General features: G+C 73.6%; 16 protein-coding genes. 10 read left to right on the forward strand and 6 right to left on the reverse strand.

Annotated features, from left to right (window positions below):
• The first annotated feature begins 192 nt into the window (after window positions 1–192).
• The gene (locus AB5J54_RS38965) at window positions 193–1281 is read left to right on the forward strand and encodes a fatty acid desaturase (RefSeq protein WP_369148683.1); all 1089 of its coding nucleotides are present in this window, start codon (window positions 193–195) and stop codon (window positions 1279–1281) included.
• An 83-nt stretch (window positions 1282–1364) separates the two neighbouring features.
• The gene (locus AB5J54_RS38970) at window positions 1365–1910 is read left to right on the forward strand and encodes an MOSC domain-containing protein (RefSeq protein WP_369148684.1); all 546 of its coding nucleotides are present in this window, start codon (window positions 1365–1367) and stop codon (window positions 1908–1910) included.
• A 12-nt stretch (window positions 1911–1922) separates the two neighbouring features.
• Here the strand turns inward: AB5J54_RS38970 and AB5J54_RS38975 are convergent, their stop codons facing one another.
• The 5 genes from AB5J54_RS38975 to AB5J54_RS38995 all read right to left on the reverse strand — a co-directional run bounded on the left by AB5J54_RS38975 (window position 1923) and on the right by AB5J54_RS38995 (window position 7426).
• Window positions 1923–3299, reverse strand: a complete 1377-nt coding sequence (locus tag AB5J54_RS38975; RefSeq protein ID WP_369148685.1) for a tannase/feruloyl esterase family alpha/beta hydrolase — start codon at window positions 3297–3299, stop codon at window positions 1923–1925.
• A gap of 139 nt (window positions 3300–3438) precedes the next feature.
• A complete protein-coding gene (locus tag AB5J54_RS38980) occupies window positions 3439–4329 on the reverse strand; it encodes a hypothetical protein (RefSeq protein ID WP_369148686.1) in 891 nt (296 codons plus the stop codon).
• Window positions 4330–4428: 99 nt separating this feature from the next.
• On the reverse strand, window positions 4429–4764 hold the full coding sequence (locus AB5J54_RS38985; protein WP_369148687.1) for a hypothetical protein: 336 nt from the start codon (window positions 4762–4764) through the stop codon (window positions 4429–4431).
• 129 nt (window positions 4765–4893) lie between these two features.
• Window positions 4894–6681, reverse strand: a complete 1788-nt coding sequence (locus tag AB5J54_RS38990) for a bifunctional serine/threonine-protein kinase/glutamate ABC transporter substrate-binding protein (protein ID WP_369149604.1) — start codon at window positions 6679–6681, stop codon at window positions 4894–4896.
• A gap of 139 nt (window positions 6682–6820) precedes the next feature.
• Entirely contained in the window at window positions 6821–7426 is a 606-nt protein-coding gene (locus AB5J54_RS38995; protein WP_369148688.1) for a class I SAM-dependent methyltransferase, read from the reverse strand.
• 161 nt (window positions 7427–7587) lie between these two features.
• On the opposite strand from AB5J54_RS38995, the gene AB5J54_RS39000 reads away from it, so the two are divergent.
• From AB5J54_RS39000 to AB5J54_RS39020, 5 genes are all read left to right on the forward strand, one after another.
• Window positions 7588–8421, forward strand: coding sequence for an MHYT domain-containing protein (locus AB5J54_RS39000; RefSeq protein ID WP_369148689.1), 834 nt, complete (start codon window positions 7588–7590; stop codon window positions 8419–8421).
• Window positions 8422–8537: 116 nt separating this feature from the next.
• Window positions 8538–11783: a nitrate- and nitrite sensing domain-containing protein gene (locus AB5J54_RS39005; RefSeq protein WP_369148690.1), complete on the forward strand. Its 3246-nt coding sequence runs from the start codon at window positions 8538–8540 to the stop codon at window positions 11781–11783.
• A complete protein-coding gene (locus AB5J54_RS39010; protein ID WP_369148691.1) occupies window positions 11780–12214 on the forward strand; it encodes a roadblock/LC7 domain-containing protein in 435 nt (144 codons plus the stop codon). The genes AB5J54_RS39005 and AB5J54_RS39010 overlap by 4 nt, the downstream gene beginning before the upstream one ends.
• Window positions 12215–12227: 13 nt before the next feature.
• Window positions 12228–12644, forward strand: a complete 417-nt coding sequence (locus AB5J54_RS39015) for a DUF742 domain-containing protein (RefSeq protein ID WP_369148692.1) — start codon at window positions 12228–12230, stop codon at window positions 12642–12644.
• Window positions 12625–13242, forward strand: a complete 618-nt coding sequence (locus AB5J54_RS39020) for an ATP/GTP-binding protein (protein ID WP_369148693.1) — start codon at window positions 12625–12627, stop codon at window positions 13240–13242. Before AB5J54_RS39015 ends, AB5J54_RS39020 begins: the two co-directional genes overlap by 20 nt.
• 42 nt (window positions 13243–13284) lie before the next feature.
• Here the strand turns inward: AB5J54_RS39020 and AB5J54_RS39025 are convergent, their stop codons facing one another.
• Complete coding sequence (locus tag AB5J54_RS39025; RefSeq protein ID WP_369148694.1) at window positions 13285–13710, reverse strand: PPOX class F420-dependent oxidoreductase; 426 nt, start codon at window positions 13708–13710, stop codon at window positions 13285–13287.
• Window positions 13711–13876: 166 nt separating this feature from the next.
• Here AB5J54_RS39025 and AB5J54_RS39030 point away from each other — a divergent pair, with 166 nt between their 5' ends.
• From AB5J54_RS39030 to AB5J54_RS39040, 3 genes are all read left to right on the forward strand, one after another.
• Window positions 13877–14290, forward strand: a complete 414-nt coding sequence (locus tag AB5J54_RS39030) for a roadblock/LC7 domain-containing protein (protein ID WP_369148695.1) — start codon at window positions 13877–13879, stop codon at window positions 14288–14290.
• A gap of 135 nt (window positions 14291–14425) precedes the next feature.
• Window positions 14426–15808, forward strand: a complete 1383-nt coding sequence (locus AB5J54_RS39035; RefSeq protein ID WP_369148696.1) for a DUF6397 family protein — start codon at window positions 14426–14428, stop codon at window positions 15806–15808.
• Window positions 15702–17249, forward strand: coding sequence for an ATP-dependent DNA ligase (locus AB5J54_RS39040; protein ID WP_369148697.1), 1548 nt, complete (start codon window positions 15702–15704; stop codon window positions 17247–17249). Before AB5J54_RS39035 ends, AB5J54_RS39040 begins: the two co-directional genes overlap by 107 nt.
• Window positions 17250–17253: the final 4 nt, after the last annotated feature.

Below are 17253 nucleotides of genomic sequence, written 5' to 3' on the forward strand. Positions count from 1 at the left end.
GCGCTCCCGCCAGGTGATCCGCGCCACACGCGTCCGGCTCTCGTGGAGGGGTGGGGCTCGCCCCACCCCCACCCCCCGGTGCGCCCCCGGCAGTGGACGGGTGGTGACGCCATGGTCCCGGACGATCACGGATCCGTACGTTTCTGACAGGCGCCCACCGACCCCACCGACCGACAGAAACCGGAGCCCGCCATGTCCCAGGCCACCGTCCTGCCCCCGGCCGCCGCACCCGTCGCGGCGCCCGCCCGCGCCCGGGGCGGCAGCGAGTTCAGCCCGCTCCTGCGGACGGTCAGGGAACAGGGTCTCCTCGAACACCGACCCGGCTGGTACGCCCGCGGCATCGTCGTCAATCTCCTCGGCATCGCCGCCGTGGTGGCCGGACTCGCCCTGACCGGGCCTTCCTGGTGGGCGCTGCTGCTCGCCGTCCCCCTCGCCCTGTTCTCCGCCCGCGCCGCCTTCGTCGGTCACGACGCCGGCCACGCCCAGATCACCGCCGACCGCAGGGCGAGCCGGATCCTCCAGCTCGTCCACGCCAACCTCCTCCTCGGCATGAGCCGGGAGTGGTGGAACGACAAGCACAACCGCCACCACGCCAACCCCAACCACCTCGACAAGGACCCGGACGTCGTCGCCGACATCCTGGTCTTCGCCGAGCACCAGACGGCGGGCCGCACGGGTCTGCGCGGGTTCCTCACCCGCCATCAGGCCTGGCTGTTCTTCCCGCTGACCACTCTGGAGGGCATCGCGCTCAAGGTGTACGGGATCCAGTCCCTGCTCGCGAAGGACGGCCCGTGCCGCACCCGGCGCGAGCGACTGGTCGAAGGGGCCCTGCTCCTCGCCCACTTCGCCGGATACGCGACGCTGCTCCTCACGCTCCTGACGCCCGTCCAGGCCCTCGTCTTCGCCCTCGTCCACCAGATGCTCCTGGGCGTGCACCTCGGCATGGCCTTCGCCCCGAACCACAAGGGAATGGACCGGCCGGACGAGCACGAGGACGGCGACAGCTGGGGCCATCTGCGCCGCCAGGTGCTCACCTCGCGCAACATCCGGGGCGGCGCCCTGACCGACTGGTTCCTCGGCGGGCTCAACTACCAGGTGGAGCACCACCTGTTCCCGAGCATGCCGCGCCCGAACCTCCGCCTGGCGCAGCCGGCCGTGCGCGCCCACTGTGCCGCGCTGGGCGTCCCGTACACGGAGACCGGTTTCGTGGACTCGTACCGCCAGGCCCTCGGCCATCTGCACGAGGTGGGCGCGCCGCTCCGCTCCGGGGCCGCCGAGTAGGGTCGTACACCGAGGCGCGATGTGATCATCGGTCCGGGTGGTCACGTCGTCGCCCGGAGCGGCAGAGAAGGGGAGCTCTGAGCATGAGCAGCGGCACCGTCACCACGGTCAGCAGCAACGGCACGTACGCGTTCACCAAGCCCAACAGGGACGGCATCACCCTCCTCGCCGGGCTCGGCGTGGAGGGCGACGTCCACGCGGGCGTGACCGTGAAGCACCGGTCCCGTGTCGCTCAGGACCCCACCCAGCCCAACCTGCGGCAGGTGCACCTCATCCACGCCGAGCTCTTCGACGAGGTCGCCGGCGCGGGCTTCGAGGTCGCCCCCGGCGACCTCGGCGAGAACGTCACGACCCGGGGGATCGACCTCCTCGCCCTGCCCACCGGCACCCTCCTGCACCTGGGCGCGGAGGCCGTCGTCGAGGTCACAGGACTGCGCAACCCCTGCGCGCAGATCGACAACTTCCAGCACGGTCTGCTCAAGCAGGTCATCGGCCGCGACGAGGGCGGCCAGATCGTGCGCAAGGCGGGCATCATGGGCGTCGTGCTCACGGGCGGGGAGGTGCGGCCCGGCGACCCGATCCGGGCCGAGCTGCCGGCCGAGCCGCACCGCCCGCTGGAGCGGGTCTGAGCGTCCGGGGTCTCACCCCTCCAGAGCGCAGGAGTTGACGACGTCACCGCTCGTGGGCCGCGCGATCGTACGGTCCGCGGGCGGCGTCGTGCCCTTCTCCACCCAGCGGGTCAGGGCGTCGAACGCGGAGCGGTAGCACGGCAGGATCGGTCGCAGCCGGTCCGGATAGGTGTCGTAGAGGCCGTCCGTGTGCGTCCCGTCCTGCACCGTGTAGTAGCGGTGCAGCCCGCCCCGGCCCCGCTCGTCGATCATCCGCGCGTACACATCGGAGTCCGTGGAGATCGGCAGCAGTGTGTCCAGGTCGCCGTGGAGCGTGATGAGCGGTTTGCCGATCCGTCCGGTGAGCGCGACCTTCGCGACCGCGCGGTGGACGGACGCGGGCCGGGAGGCGTAGTCGTAGGAGGCGTCCGAGGCGCAGGGCGCGAAGATCTGCTCCACGGTCCCACCGGCCGTGGAGCCCGGGCAGGCCGGGTCGTACGAGGGGTCGAACTCGGCCCGGAAGAGCTTCTGCGTCAGCCCCCAGTAGGCCTTCTCGTGGTACGGCCACAGGAAGCGCGAGCCGGGCGCGAAGCCCGCCGCGATCAGGTCCTCGTCGGTGGCGAGGCCCTGGGTCCTGGCCACCGTCACCGGCAGGCTCGTCAGCAGGTTCGGGCCGCGCGTCGTCCACAGCACGCCCTCCCAGTCGACCCCGCCGTCGTACAGCTCGGGCCGGTTCTCCAGCTGCCAGCGCGTGAGGTAGCCGGCGTTGGAGATGCCGGTCATGTACGTGCGCTCCGGAGCGTGGCCGTAGCGCTGCCGTACGACCTTCTTGGCGGCCCGCGTCAGCTCGGTCACCCGGCGGTTCCACTCGGCGACCGCGTCGCCGGGCTCCTGTCCGTCGGTGAAGAAGTCAGGTCCGGTGTTGCCCTTGTCGGTGGCGGCGTAGGCGAAGCCCCGGGCGAGCACCTGGTCGGAGATCAGCGCGTCCGTGGAGTACTGGCGGCGTGAGCCCGGGGCGCCGGTGACGACGAGCCCGCCGTTCCAGTGGTCGGGCAGCCGGATGACGAACTGCGCGTCATGGGCCCAGCCGTGGGTGGCGTTGAGGCGGGAGTCGTCGGGGAAGTAGCCGTCGATCTGGACGCCCGGTACTCCCGAGGGGTTACGGGTCGCCTTCGAGGCCAGACCGGCCTGGTCGGCCAGGTCGGTGTACGGGGTGCCGGCGAGCCCGGTGGTCGTCAGGTCGTCCAGACAGGCGGACTGCTGACGCTCGGCGCCGGGCACATGGACCCGGTCCTGACGCGCACAGCGCGAGGCGGCGGGCGCCTCGGCCCCGGCGGGGCTCGCGGGGCCGAGGACGGTCACCCCGGTGAGGAGCGCGGCGAACAGGGAGACGCCTGGGAACAGGCGCATGGTGAGCCTCCGATGGGACGACGGAAAAGAGGTGCGGCGCCACATCGTGCGGCGCACCACCACCGTCGGACCATGGTTCGGAACCACACCGCGGGCCCTCGTCCTATGGGGCGTGGAGACGGTCGTGCGGGCGGGTTCCTCAGGAGGCGCGTACGGCCATCGCGTCGAGCGCTTCGAGGAGGGCGGGCAGCCTGGGGCCGCGCGTCACGGGCAGCACCTCGCGCGGCGCCTCGTCGAGGAGGACGAACGCCATGTCGTCCGCCTTGGCCACGAGCGACCAGCCGGGACCGTCGGCACGGAGCATCCCGGCGGACGAGCGGACCCTGCCGACCGGCGGGGGCTCCTCCAGATAGCCGCGCAGCTCGTCCAGGGCCTTCCTGACGCCGGTGTACGGGCCGGGGACGGCGCCGTCGGCAGCGGAGCCGTCGGGTGCGGAGCCGTCGGCAGCGGCGCCGTCCTGGTCCCCGGCCTCGGCCGATGGTGGCCCGGCGGCTTCCGTGGGCTCCGGGGCGCGAGAGGCCGTGGGTTCCCCGCCCGCGTCGCCCACCCGGGCCCGCCAGGCCTCCCACTGGGCCGCCACCTCGTCGGCGCCCAGCCGGCGCTGCGCCGGGCCCCACTCCTCGCCGGAGGGCGGGACGAGGGGTGCGGGGTCGCCCTCCTCCGGCTCCGGGTCGTGCGGGGCCGGGACGCCGGGGGCGACGGTCGCCACGGGGAGCGGCCAGCCCGGCAGCCCGGCCACCACCGAGTGCTCGTCGGGGGAGAGGTCGTACGCCATGCCGCAGTCCCAGGAGGAGATGGCCACGGCGACCAGGGACACGTCGTCGACGACGACCGTCCAGCGGGCCCCGTGCCCGTCCTGGCCGAACACGAGCCCGTACCCCTCGGCGTACGGCTGAAGGCCCAGCGCCGCGCAGGCCGCCGGGTAGTCGTCGCCGAGCACGCTCGGGAATCGCGCGGGCGTCAGCAGTGCCGCGGTCAGCACAAGGAGCGCGTCGGCGTCGGCCTCGGCGATCGGGTCCGTCCCAGCCACGGCTTCCTCCCCATCTGGTCGTCGGCGCACCTTAACCAGTGGGTAACCCGCGCGTCGAGGGTCTCCACCAGGGAACCTCGCCCGGCCGGGGCCGGTCCGTCACGTGTCGCCGGCCCGCCTCGCCGGGGATGCGTCCCGCAGACCGAGCAGGGAGCGGGCGACGGTGCGGGGGGACTCGTTCCGTTCCCTGGCGAGGGTGATCAGCGCCCGGCAGGCCAGTTCGTTCACGCCGAAGGAGAGCATGCCGGGGGAGACCCGGCTCGCCGCCTCCTCCGCCCGGGCCGGGTCGTCCTCGGCGCAGGCCGCCACGTACTCGGCGGCGGCCTCGAAGAGGTTGTGCCCCTGCCGGGGGCGCGGTGGAGCCGGCGCGGCGGCTTCGGGCGCCTTCCGGCCGGAGGAGAGGAGTCTGCGCAGTCTTTCCGGAACTCGTGCCACGGCCCGCCGCCTTTCCCGGGCACGACTGCCCGGCGTTTCTACGGTAGACAGTGAAGTGCCGGTAAAGAAGGGTGCGTTGGCATCCGTGACGGCCTCCGTGGCGATCTGGCGGCGGTGCTTCCGCCGGCCTCAGTCGGTGATCGGAGGCCGGTCCGCGTGCAGAAGCGGGAGGTTCTTCTCGACGGCCTTGTCCCAGGAGCCGTCGGTGATCATCCGTGCGATCGCGGTCTGGACCCGGGCCCGCAGAGGGCTGCCCTTGCGCAGGCCGACGCCGTAGCGCTCCTCGGTGAGGCGGAAGCCCGCGAGCTTGAACCCGCCCTGGGAGCCGTCCTGTGCCGCGTACCCGGCGAGCAGCGCGTCGTCGGTGGTGATGGCGTCGACCAGGCCCGCGTTCATCGCCACGATGCACTGCGTGTAGGTGTCGTACGTCTGGACCCGTGCCCGCGGGGCGATCAGCGTCCGGATGGTGAGCGCGGAGGTGGTGCCGGCGGCCGCGCAGACCTTCCGGTCGTTCAGGTCGGCCGGTTTGGCGACGGGGGAGTCTTCCGGCAGCAGGACGTCCTGATGGGCGACGAGGTAGGGACCGGCGAAGTCGACCTGTTTCTTGCGCTTGTCGTTGATCGCGTACGTCGCCACGACGAGGTCGACGTCGCCGCGGGCGAGCGCCGACTCCCGCAGGGAACCGGGTACTTGCTTCCAGGTCACGTCACCGGGCTTGTAGCCGAGCGCGCCGGCGATGTAGGTGGCCACGTCCACGTCGAGACCCGTGTACGTGCCGTCCGGTCGCTTCAGGCCAAGGCCGGGCTGGTCGAACTTGATCCCGACGGTGAGGCCGGAACCGGGTTTCGTGGCCGTGCCCGTGCCCGTGCCCGTCCCCGTCCCTGTGCTTGTGGAGGCGGCGGAGGACGGCCGGTCGCCGTTCTTGCCCGCGGTGCGGTCGTCGTCCGAGCCGCCGTTGCCGTCGGGCAGGAGGCTCCAGACGAGGACGCCGCTCAGGGCCACCGCCGCGGCGGCCCCGGCGTACACCGCGCCGCGGCGCTTCCGCGGGGCGGACGGTGCCGGTGGCGCGAGGCGGTAGGAGGTGGCGGTGTCGGGCGGCGTGGGAGCCGTGTCACGTGGCTCGGCGGCGTCGTCGGCCGTCTTACCGGGACCTTCGGTCTCCGCCGCGGCCAGCAGCCGGTCCAGCGTCTCGCCGTCCGGGCGCGCCTCCGGGTCCCGTACGAGTACCTCCGTCAGCGCCGGGGTCAGCGGCCCCGCCCGGTGGGGCGGCGGGACGTCCTCGCCGAGTACGGCCGCGAGCGTGGCGAGCGTGTTGGCCCGCCGCAGCGGATGGTGGCCCTCCACCGCCACGTACAGCGTCATCGCCAGTGACCAGAGGTCGGCGGACGGCCCGCCCTCCTCGCCGCCGACGCGCTCCGGCGCCATGTAGTCGGGCGTGCCGATGATCGAGCCCGCGGCGGTCAGGGCGGTCGCGCCGTGGACAGCTGCGATGCCGAAGTCGGTGAGGACCGGCCGGCCGTCCGGCCGGAGCAGGATGTTCGCGGGCTTGATGTCCCGGTGCTGGATGCCCACCGCGTGAGCGGCCCGCAGACCCGAGAGGATCCCGCGCCCCAGCGTGGCCGCCTCGCCGGGCGTGAGGGTGCCGCGATCGAGGCGGTCCTGGAGCGAACCGCCGTCGACCAGCTCCATCACGAGCCAGGGGTAGGTGCCCTCGCCGCCGTCCACGATGTGATGGATGGTCACCACCTGCGGGTGCGCCACGCGCGCGAGTGCCCTCGCCTCGCGCAGCACCCGGACGCGGAGCTCCCGGGCGGCGTCGGGGGCGTACTCGGCGAGCGCGGGGTCCGGCGGGCGTACCTCCTTGAGCGCCACCTCCCGGTGCAGGGCCAGGTCCCTGGCCCGCCACACGGTGCCCATTCCGCCCCCGCCGAGCCGCGCCACCAGCTCGAACCGGCCGTCCACCACCCGTGCCACCCGTTGCTCCCCTCCCGGCAGCCCTCAGGGCCAGTCCGCCGACCCGGCCCCGACTCTGCCACATCCGGCCCTGCGGCCCGCTTCAGTCCTCGCGTACGGCGAGGGCCAGATAGCGGGCGTCCTCGTCGACGTAGCTGACGAGTCGCCAGCCGGCCTCGGCGAGCACCCGGCGCAGCCGGGGCTCGGCGCGCAGGTCGTCCGGCGTGACCTGCCGGCCGTGGCGGGCCGCGAGGGCGGCTCGCCCGATCGGGTGGAACAGCGCGAGCTTGCCTCCGGGGCGTACGACCCTGGCGAGTTCCCGCAGATCGGCGACGGGCTCCGCGAGGTGCGAGATGAGGCCCGCCCCGAAGACGGCGTCGAGTGCTCCGTCGCGCACCGGCAGCCGGCCGACATCGGCGAGCAGCAGCGTCCCGCCGGACTCTCCGCCGCGTCCGGCGCTGACGGCCCGTTCGATCATCTCGGGCGTGAGGTCGGCCCCGAGTACCGTTCCGGAGGGGCCGACGGCGGCACGGAGCGGCGGGAGCGCGCGGCCGGTGCCGCATCCGGCGTCCAGCACGGCGTCGCCGGGGCGAAGGCCGATGTCGTCCACGGCCGCGGCGTAGGCGGGGCCGTCGTCGGGGAACCGGCTGTCCCAGTCGGCGGCGCGGGCGCCGAAGAACTCTCGTACATGTGTGGGGTCGTCGCTCATGTGCTCATGATCTCGCACCATTCCCCACACGGAGGGGTGAACGTTCTGTGTGCACGTTCGAGCTCGGCCTGATCGTTCGGGACCATCTCTCTGTCATATTCCAGCAGCTTTCGAAATGCGCCCCCGATGCGCCCCCCGGTGCGCACTAGCGTCCCTGAGCCATGGGACACCTGGACCACGCCACCTTCGGCTGGCTGACACCCGTGCTGTCGTACGCGATGGCCTGCATCGGCGCAGCCCTCGGGCTGCGCTGCACCGTACGAGCGCTCGACGCGACCGGCAGGTCACGGCGCAACTGGCTGCTGACCGCCGCCTCCGCGATCGGCACCGGCATCTGGACGATGCACTTCGTGGCGATGCTCGGATTCGGCGTGACGGGCACCGACATCCGCTACGACGTTCCGCTCACCATCCTCAGCCTCGTCATCGCGATGGCCGTCGTCGGCGTCGGAGTCTTCGCCGTCGGCTACGGACGCGACCGGGTCCGTTCCCTCCTGATCGGCGGGCTGACCACGGGCATCGGTGTGGCGAGCATGCACTACATGGGCATGGCCGCGCTCCGGCTCCACGGCCAGGTGCGGTACGACCCGCTGCTCGTCGGCCTCTCGGTGCTGATCGCCGTCGTCGCCGCCACGGCCGCGCTCTGGGCGGCGCTCAACATCCACGCGCCCGCCGCCGTGGCCGTCGCCTCGCTCGTGATGGGCGCGGCCGTCAGCAGCATGCACTACACCGGCATGTTCGCGGTGCGGGTCGATGTCGTCCCCTCCGGGGCCACCCTCCCGGGAGCCACGGTCATGCAGTTCATCTTCCCGCTCGCCGTCGGCCTCGGCTCGTACCTCTTCATCACCTCCGCCTTCGTCGCCCTCTCCCCGACGGCCAGGGAACGCGCCGCCTACGCCTCCGCCGGACGCCTCACCGAACCGGACGAACACGCGGTGGACGTCGCACCACCCGGCTTCCGCACCCCGGAAGCAGCCCGCACACCGACGACCTGACCGGTACGAGCCGACCCTGACCGGTACGAACCGATCCTGACCCGCATGACCCGACACCCCTGAAGCACGCCACGCCACACCGCACCAGAGACAGTCGCAGCCGGAACGAGGAGGCCATGCGAACTCCCCGCAAGAACAAGGACGCCGAGGCGGCCACGCCGCCACCGGCGGCCGCGCGCGGGCGGCGCGCACACGCAGGTCCGCCCGCCGACGAGCCGGGGGAGCGAACCCCGGAGGCCTCGCCGACGACGGGCCGGACGGGCCACGCGGGCACGTCGGCGCCGGGAAGCGGCACCCACCCCGCCGGTCCGTTCGTATCCGGAGACTCCGGCACCGCCGTCCACCCCGCCCGTCCGTTCGTGACCGGAGACGCCGGCACCGCCGCCCGGGCCTCCCAGCGGCCCCAGGACTCCGCAGGACCGCACGCGTCCGACGCGCCACAGGTCCGTCCCTCGTTCCAGGGGCTGCGCCCTCGTACGGTCCGCGCCAAGATCGTCTCGCTCCTGATGGTCCCGGTCGTCTCCCTCCTCGCCCTCTGGGGCTTCGCCACCGTCAGCACCGCGCAGGACGTGGCCCGCCTCCGCCAGCTCCAGCGCGTCGACGCAGAGATCCGGGAGCCCGTCACGGCCGCCCTCGCCGCGCTCCAGGCCGAACGGCGCGCCGCCGTACGGCAGGTCGCGGCGCCCGGAGCCGCCCGGGCCGCCGAGCTCAAGGACCGCGTCCGCCGTACGGACGAGGCCGTCGACCGGCTCCGTCTGGACGGCACCCACACCGTCGGCGACACCGGAGACCTCCCCGGCGAGGTCGCCGACCGGGTGAGCGTCTTCGTCGGCAAGGTCGAGGGCCTCGCCCGGCTCCGTACCGCCGCGGCCGACGGGCGTGCCGACTGGGACCAGGTCTACGCCGCGTACACGGACACCATCTCCGCCGCCTTCGCGGTCGGCGGCGCCCTCAGCGGCATCCAGGACGCCGAGCAGGGGTCCGACGCGCGCGTACTCCTCGAATTCGGCCGGGCCGGCGAGATGCTGTCCCGCGAGGACGCCGTCCTCACCTCCGCCCACCTCACCGGCCGGCTCACCGCGGACCGGCTCCGTGCCTTCTCCGGGGCCGTCGAGACCCGGCGTACCCTCACCGCCTCGGCCGCCGCCGACCTGCCCGCCGCCGAACGCGCCGCGTGGGTCCGGCTCGCCGCCGGCGACGACCACACCCGGCTCACCCGGGCCGAGGACCGGGTCGGCGCCGCGAGCCCGGGCCGCCCCGCAGCCCAGGCCGTCACCTCCGCCGAGTGGGACGACACCCTCGCCGCCGTACGCGGCGGACTCACCGCGATCGAGAACGACGCGCGCGGTGCGGCGGCCGGCCGCGCCGACCCCTTCGCCGGCGGTGCCCTCAGCGCGGGCGGCGCGGCGGTCATCCTCGGCCTCGCCGCCGTCGCCGCCTCGCTCGTCATCTCCGTACGCATCGGCCGCGGCCTCGTCGTCGAGCTCGTCAGCCTCCGCAACACCGCCCTCGGCATCGCGCGCCGCAAACTCCCTGCCGCCATGCGCCGGCTCCGCGCCGGCGAGGAGATCGACGTCCAGGCCGAGGCCCCGCCCGGGCCCGTCTCCCACGACGAGATCGGCCAGGTCGGCGAGGCCCTCACCACCGTCCACCGCGCGGCGCTCTCGGCGGCCGTCGAACGCGCCGAACTCGCCAGCGGCATCTCCGGGGTCTTCGTCAACCTCGCCCGCCGCAGCCAGGTCCTGGTCCACCGCCAGCTCAACCTCCTGGACAGCATGGAACGGCGCGCCGACGACCCCAACGAACTCGGCGACCTCTTCCGGCTCGACCACCTCACCACCCGCATGCGACGCCACGCCGAGAGCCTGATCATCCTCTCCGGAGCCGCCCCCGGTCGCGCCTGGCGCATGCCCGTTCCCCTCACCAACGTCGTCCGCGCCGCCGTCTCCGAGATCGAGGACTACGCGCGCGTGGAGGTACGCCGGCTCCCCGAGACGGCCGTCGTCGGCGGAGCCGTCGCCGACCTCACCCACCTCCTCGCCGAACTCATCGAGAACGCCGCCCAGTTCTCCCCGCCCCACACCAAGGTGCGGGTCAGCGGCGAACCCGTCGGAAACGGCTATGCCCTGGAGATCGAGGACCGGGGGCTCGGCATGGGCAAGGACACCCTCGCCGAGGCGAACGCCCGCATCGCCCAGTCCGAGGCCCTCGACCTCTTCGACAGCGACCGGCTCGGCCTCTTCGTCGTCAGCCGCCTCTCCTCCCGCCACGACATCAGGGTCCACCTGCGGCCCTCCCCCTACGGCGGCACGACAGCCGTCGTCCTGCTCCCGACCGACCTCCTCCAGGGCGCCCTGCCGCCGGGCCGCGGCGCGTCGGCGAGCGCTACCGGCACCCCTCACGCCGACACCCCTCCCGCCGGAACCCCGCGCGCGGGGAACCCTCCTCCGCACATGTCGGGCGGTCCGGTCGTCGACGGCAGGACCGGCGAGGCCCCGCACCACGACAACGCGCGCGCCGCCCGGGAACGTGAGGAGGCGCACCGCGCGGAGGCCCGCCGCTTCGGCCGGCCCCAGGCACCGCCGCCGGCCCCACCTGCCCCGATCACTCCCGCGCTCGCGGGGAATCCGGCCTCGCCCGTCGCCACCGGACGCCCGGTCCCCCAGCCGTCGCAGGGCGCGCGGCCCGGGAACCTGCCCCAGCAGACGGGCGGATCCCGCCCGTCGAACCCTCCGCAGCCCCCGACGCCCGCCCGCCCGCAGCCGTTGGCGCGCCCGACCGCCGTCCCCGCGCTCGGGGCACGGCCGGAGCCCGGCCCCGGCCCCGCTCCGGCACCCGCCGGCGTCACCGAACTGCGCCGCCGCGGGCCCTCCGTACCACCGCCCGTGCCGCCGCCCTCCCGGGAGCGGCCGCCTGCCGCACCGGCCGGCGAAGGGGCCACAGGTCGCGGTGAATCCGGGGTCGCTGCGGGTTCCGCGGGCTCCGCGGGCTCCGCGGGCTCCGCGGGCTCCGCGGGCTCCGCGGGCTCCGCGGGCTCTGAGGTCTCCGAGGTCTCCGACGTCTCTGGGCTCTCCGAGGGCGAACTGCCCCGTCGCGTACGGCAGGCGAGCCTCGTTCCGCAGCTGCGTGAAGCACCGGCCCCGCAGCCGGTGCCCGTACCGGTCGCACCCGGCACCGACGCACGGACACCGGAACAGGTCCGGGACCGCATGACGGCGTACCGGGACGGCTGGCAGCGGGGCGGTGGCGCCGCCCCGGGTGTCAGACGACCCCTCGGTACGGGCTTCGCCACCGACACGCGCCAGGACCAAGGCCACGGCACCGCCCCTCTCGACCCTCGCTCCCAAGGAGACGACGCATGATCGACCACGAGCGGATCTCGTACCACCGGTCCGGCGAACTGGACTGGCTCCTCGACGACCTCGTCATGCGGGTCCGCGAGGTCCGCCACACCGTGGTGCTCTCGAACGACGGACTCGCCGTGGGCGCCTCCAACGGACTCAGCCGTGAGGACGCCGAGCACCTGGCCGCCATCGCCTCCGGCTTCCACAGCCTCGCCAAGGGCGCCGGACGCCAGTTCCACACCGGCGGAGTCCGCCAGACCATGGTCGAGATGGACGACGGCTTCCTCTTCGTCGCCGCGGCGGGAGACGGCTCCTGCCTCGCCGTCCTCAGCTCCGTGAGCGCCGACATCGGCCTCATCGCCTACGAGATGGCCCGCCTCGTGAAGCGCGTCGGCGAGCACCTGCACACCCCGCCACGCCTCACGGTGACCCCACCGGCCGCCGGCTGACCCGGAGAAGCCCATGAACGACGACAGCACCGGCGCCGACCCGACCGTGCCGGGCAGTCAGTGGTACGACGCCGACGCGGGACCGCTCGTACGCCCGTACGCGATGACCGGCGGACGGACCAAACCGGGCCCCAGCAACGTACGGTTCGACCTCATCGCCCTCGTCGTCGTGGACGACGAGCCGCCCGGACCGGCCGAGGAAGCGCTCCTCGGCCCCGAGCACCGGTCCCTGCTCACCCTGTGCCGGGCCGAGACCCAGTCGGTCGCCGAACTCGCCGCGGACGCCGACCTGCCCGTCGGCGTCGTCCGGGTCCTCCTCGGCGACCTCCTCGAATCGGGCTTCGTGCGCGTCAGCCGGCCCGTACCCCCCGCACAGCTCCCCGACGAAAGAATCCTGAGGGAAGTAATCGATGGCCTACGAGCGCTCTGAGAGCACCGGCGCCGAGGACGGCGCGGACACCACCGCCCTCGCCCTGAAGATCCTGGTCGCCGGCGGATTCGGCGTGGGCAAGACCACCCTCGTCGGCGCGGTCAGCGAGATCCGGCCCCTGCGCACCGAGGAACAGCTCAGCAGGGCCGGCGAACTGGTCGACGACACGGGGGGCGTCGACCAGAAGACCACCACGACCGTCGCCATGGACTTCGGCCGCATCACGATCCGCTCCGGGCTCTCCCTCTACCTCTTCGGCACGCCCGGACAGGACCGGTTCTGGTTCCTGTGGGACGAGCTCTCGCAGGGCGCCCTGGGAGCCGTCGTCCTCGCCGACACCCGGCGCCTGGAGGACTGCTTCCCGGCGGTCGACTACTTCGAGCACCGGAAGATCCCGTTCGTGGTCGCGGTCAACTGCTTCACGGGCGCGCGTACGTACGGGGCGCACGACGTGTCCCGGGCCCTCGACCTGGACCGCGGCACGCCCGTCGTCCTGTGCGACGCGCGCGACCGCGATTCGGGAAAGGAAGTGCTGATCCGGCTGGTCGAGTACGCGGGGCGGATGCACACCGCCCGGCTCCTGGACTCGGTCGGCTGACATGGGCGGGGCGGTGGCATCCCGAGGCGGCCTGGCGGGACCTCAGTCGGCGATGCCGGCCTCGGCGATCACCTTCTCGATCCGCACCCGGACGAGGAGCTCGCCGGGGACCGCGTTGCGCTCCCCGAACTCCTCCGCCCGGTCCGCCCCCATGTAGCGGCCGCCGATCCGGGCGGCCCAGCGACGCAACTCGCCCAGTTCCTCACTGAGTTCGGCCCGACCGCGGATCGACACATAGGCGAAGGGCGGGGTGTCGTCGTCGACGCAGAGGGACACCCGGCCGTCGCGGGCGAGGTTGCGGCCCTTCACCGTGTCCTTGCCCGTGTTGAACACCACGTCGTCCCCGTCGAGCACGAACCAGACGGGGACGACGTGCGGACTGCCGTCGTCGCGCACCGTCGCCAGCTTGCCCGTACGGGTCCCCTCGGACACGAAAGCCCGCCACTGTTCCTCGGTCATTCTCGTCATGGCACCATCCTGCGGCACGCGCGAGCGTGGTGCGGTGCTTGCCCTGTCCACGACAGTGCGTAAGGCTTGCGGCGATACGAGGACGACGACGGTACGGACCACGAGGGCCGTGCGGACCAACAAGGCCCGCCCGAGGGGGACGTACCGGCTAGGGGGAGGACCACTGATGGCATTGGACAAGGGACTGGACTGGCTCCTGGACGACCTGACCCAGCGGGTCGGATACATACGGCACGCGCTGGTGCTGTCCAACGACGGTCTGGTGACGGGCGCGAGCAGCGGACTCGTCCGCGAGGACGCCGAGCACCTTGCGGCCGTCTCCTCCGGACTGCACAGCCTCGCCCGGGGCTCGGGCCGGCACTTCCGAGCGGGCAGGGCGCGGCAGACGATGGTGGAGTTCGACGATGCGCTGCTCTTCGTGACGGCGGCCGGCGAGGGCAGCTGCCTGTGCGTCCTGAGCGCGGCCGAGGCGGACGTCGGTCAGGTGGCGTACGAGATGACGCTGCTGGTCAACCGGGTCGGCGAACACCTCGGCGTGGCCGCGCGGCAGCCCGGAATCCCGGACGGCGGCGTCATCTGACGCACCTGCGGACGGTTGTCCATAGGGCGTTGTCCACAGGTCGTGCGACTGTCGTCACTCTGCGTTACGTTCTTCTGTGTGGGTCCGAGGGCCCGCGACGGGAGCGAACACGGACGCAAGGGGGAGGGCCGCCGAATGACGGTGGACGAAGGAGCGCGCACGGTGACACCGGGGCGGGCCGCGCTGGAACTGGAGCTGAGGCGCGACGAGTTCCGGCTCGCGGTCCAGCTCGGCCTGGTGAGGACGGTGCCGGCCGGCGAGGGAGAGCGGCGGCGGGTCGAGCGATGCGAGCTCGACCGGCTCAGGGCCGCCCCGGACTTTCCCGCAGGCCTGCGCGAGCGGGTGCGCGCGGTCGGTACGGGGGAGGCCGCCGTCCTCCTCGGGATCACGGCCGACCGGTTCACCCGGCTGGCCCGGACGGGGCACGTCAGTCCGGTGCGGTTCTCGCTGAACCGCTACCGGGCCGTGGTCTGGATGTATCTGGCGCAGGAGGTCGCCGAGTTCGGGCTCACGCGCCCGGACCTCCTCACGGGGCGGCTGCCGCTGGAGCTCCGTGCGCGTCTGGCCGCGCACGAGGACCGGCGGGCCAGGAACTGGCGGGCGCGGCGGCTCGCCCTGCTGCTCCGTGCCACCGAGGACCCGTGGGCACGGGCAGCCGCCATCGCGTCGCTGCTCGACCCGGTCCAGGTGGCCGAGGTCGTCGACGATCCTTATGAGCGCACGCACCTCGACCGATTGCGCCCGCCTCCGCCGCCGGGGATGCCCGTGCCGCCGGTCGCGCGCGAGCTCGCCGAACGGCTGACCCTGGCCGACGACCCGGACGAGATCCTCTGGCACCGCCTGAGCCTGGCCCTGGCCCTGGACGAAGCCCGCGCGGAGCGTCAGGCGCCGCATCCCGGGGATGCGGGAGCCGCTTCGCGGGTACGGGAGGCGTTGGGGAGGCCATGGGCGCCGCTGAAGGGGCCGGCTCCGAGGGCGGAGGCGCCCGGGGCGCCGGTCGGCGCTGTGGGGATTCCGGCGCCGTGGAGTTCGGCGGTGCCGGTTCGTGTGAGGGAGGCTCCGGTCGTTCGGGCTTCTGGGGTGCTGGTTCGCGGGGTAGAGGCTCCGGCGGTACGGATTCCCGCCGGGGTGGTTACCGAGGCGCCGGAACCTGGGGTGCGGGAACCCGCGGTGCCGGAGGCCGGGCAGCTGGTGCGCGCCGTGCCGGACGCTGGCGGAGCAGGTCCGGGCGATCGGTCGGCGGTGGTCGGCCGGCCGCCGGGGCGGCCCAGGCGGAGCGGGCTGTTCGAGCGTTTCCGGCGCGGGAGGGCGGCGGGTGCGGCGCGGCCCCGGCGGCGGAGGCGGCCGGTGGACTGGCCGTGCGGGGCCGCTCCGGCGTGCGGTCGGGGCGGCGGGCCGAGAGGATGGGCCCATGCTGCTGGCGCGTGTCGCGGAAGTGTCCCGGGAGGTCGCCGCCACGTCCGCACGCTCGCGCAAGATCGCTCTGCTGGGCGAGCTGTTCGCCGAGGCGGGGCCTGAGGAGAGCCCTCTCGTCATCGCGTATCTGTCCGGGCGGCTGCCGCAGGGGCGGATCGGGGTCGGGTGGAGCATCCTCAAGGAGGTCATCCCGCCGGCCGTTCCACCCGCCGATGAGCCCCGGCTCACGCTCGGGCAGGTCGACGAGGCGATGGCGGAGCTCGCCGCCGTGTCCGGCGCCGGGGCCCGCGCCGAGCGGACCCGGCTGGTCCACGCTTTGCTTGCGGCCGCCACCCTCGACGAACAGGAACTCCTGCTGCGGTTGCTCGCCGGAGAGGTTCGTCAGGGGGCTCTCGACGCCATCGCCCTGGAGGGCGTGGCCAAGGCCGCCGGGGTGCCGGCCGGCGAACTGCGGCGCGCCGTGATGCTCGAAGGCTCGCTGCCCCCGGTGGCCCAGGCCGTGCTGGCCGAGGGGGTGTCCGCGCTCGACCGGTTCACGCTGCGGGTCGGCAGTCCCGTGCAGCCGATGCTCGCGCACACGGCCGCTTCCGTCGCCGAGGCGATCGCCGGCCTGGGGTCCTGCGCGGTGGAGGAGAAGCTCGACGGGATCCGGATTCAGGTGCATCGGCGCGGCGAGGACGTGCGGGTGTACACCCGCTCCCTCGACGACATCACCGACCGACTCCCCGAGGTGGTCGCGACCGCCGGCGCGGTCGACGCCGACGCGTTCATCCTGGACGGCGAGGTGATCGCCCTCGACCCCGGAACCGGGCGCCCCGTGTCGTTCCAGTCGATCGCGTCCCGGGTCGGCTCCCGGTCAGACGTGGCCGGTGCGCGCGCCGCGCTTCCCCTGACGCCGGTGTTCTTCGACGTCCTCGCGGCGGAGGGGGAGAGTCTGATCGACCGGCCGGGCGTGGAGCGGCACGCCGTTCTCGCCCGTCTGCTGCCGGAGGCCCAGCGGGTCCGCCGGACCGTCGTGACCGATCCGGCCGATCCCGGGCAGACCGAGGCCGCCGAGGGGTTCTACGCGGACGCCCTGGCCCGGGGGCACGAAGGGGTGTTGGTGAAGGCGTTGGAGGCGCACTATGTGGCCGGGCGCCGGGGGCGTACCTGGCTGAAGGTGAAACCGGTCCACACCGTCGACCTCGTGGTGCTCGCGGTGGAGCGGGGCCATGGCCGCAGGACCGGACTGCTCTCCAACCTCCACCTCGGCGCACGGACAGCAGACGGCGGCTTCGTCATGCTGGGGAAGACCTTCAAAGGGCTTTCGGACAGCATGTTGAGCTGGCAGACCGAGCGGCTCGGCGAGCTCGCCGTGTCGGACGACGGCTTCACCGTACGGGTACGGCCCGAACTCGTCGTGGAGATCGCGTACGACGGACTCCAGGCCTCCACGCGCTATCCGGCCGGTGTCACGCTCAGGTTCGCCCGGGTCGTACGGCACCGGCCCGACAAACAGGCCTCGGAGGCCGACACCGTCGAGCGGATCATCGAGGGCCACTGACCTC

The organism is Streptomyces sp. R44 (genome assembly GCF_041053105.1).
Lineage (GTDB): Bacteria > Actinomycetota > Actinomycetes > Streptomycetales > Streptomycetaceae > Streptomyces.